The sequence below is a fragment of the Bradyrhizobium sp. NBAIM08 genome, assembly GCF_020193935.1.
In the GTDB taxonomy this organism is placed as follows: Bacteria; Pseudomonadota; Alphaproteobacteria; order Rhizobiales; family Xanthobacteraceae; genus Bradyrhizobium; species Bradyrhizobium yuanmingense.
The window spans coordinates 1-417 of record NZ_JADYVR010000745.1; the positions used below are offsets into that span (position 1 = coordinate 1).

Here is a 417-nt window from a genome sequence, read left to right on the forward strand (position 1 = left end):
TCCTGGGAGATACAGGTTGATGCAAAAAATGCAGAGATCAGAAAGAAAACCCACCTTATGCCTGCAGATGTCATAACGAATTTTTGATAGAGGTCGTAAATAATAATTTTCATGAATCTGATAAATTTTTTAACATCCTCCACTTCTTGGTATTGCATAAATTATGTTGCCTGAAACAAACAAATTGAAGACTTTATTATCTACGGAAGAACGAATCAGTTTCCATGTTTTTCCCTTGTCCGATGATCTGAAAATCCCATCAGGATGGCCACAAAAGAAGTTTTCACCAAGCTGCACAATTGAGGCGGTTCTTTGATCACCTTTAAGACCCGCATCAATGGCCTGCCAGGTTTTACCGCCGTCGTATGTTGTTCTCACTCTTCTTATCTCTGATGTAGTGTTGTAAGTGATAGCGGC

1 protein-coding gene is annotated in these 417 nt (G+C 39.3%); it reads right to left on the minus strand.

Annotated elements, in window-relative coordinates; genetic code table 11:
* Window positions 1–129: 129 nt before the first annotated feature.
* On the minus strand, window positions 130–417 hold a 288-nt coding region (locus I6F37_RS41865; protein ID WP_225154652.1), incomplete at its 5' end, for a hypothetical protein.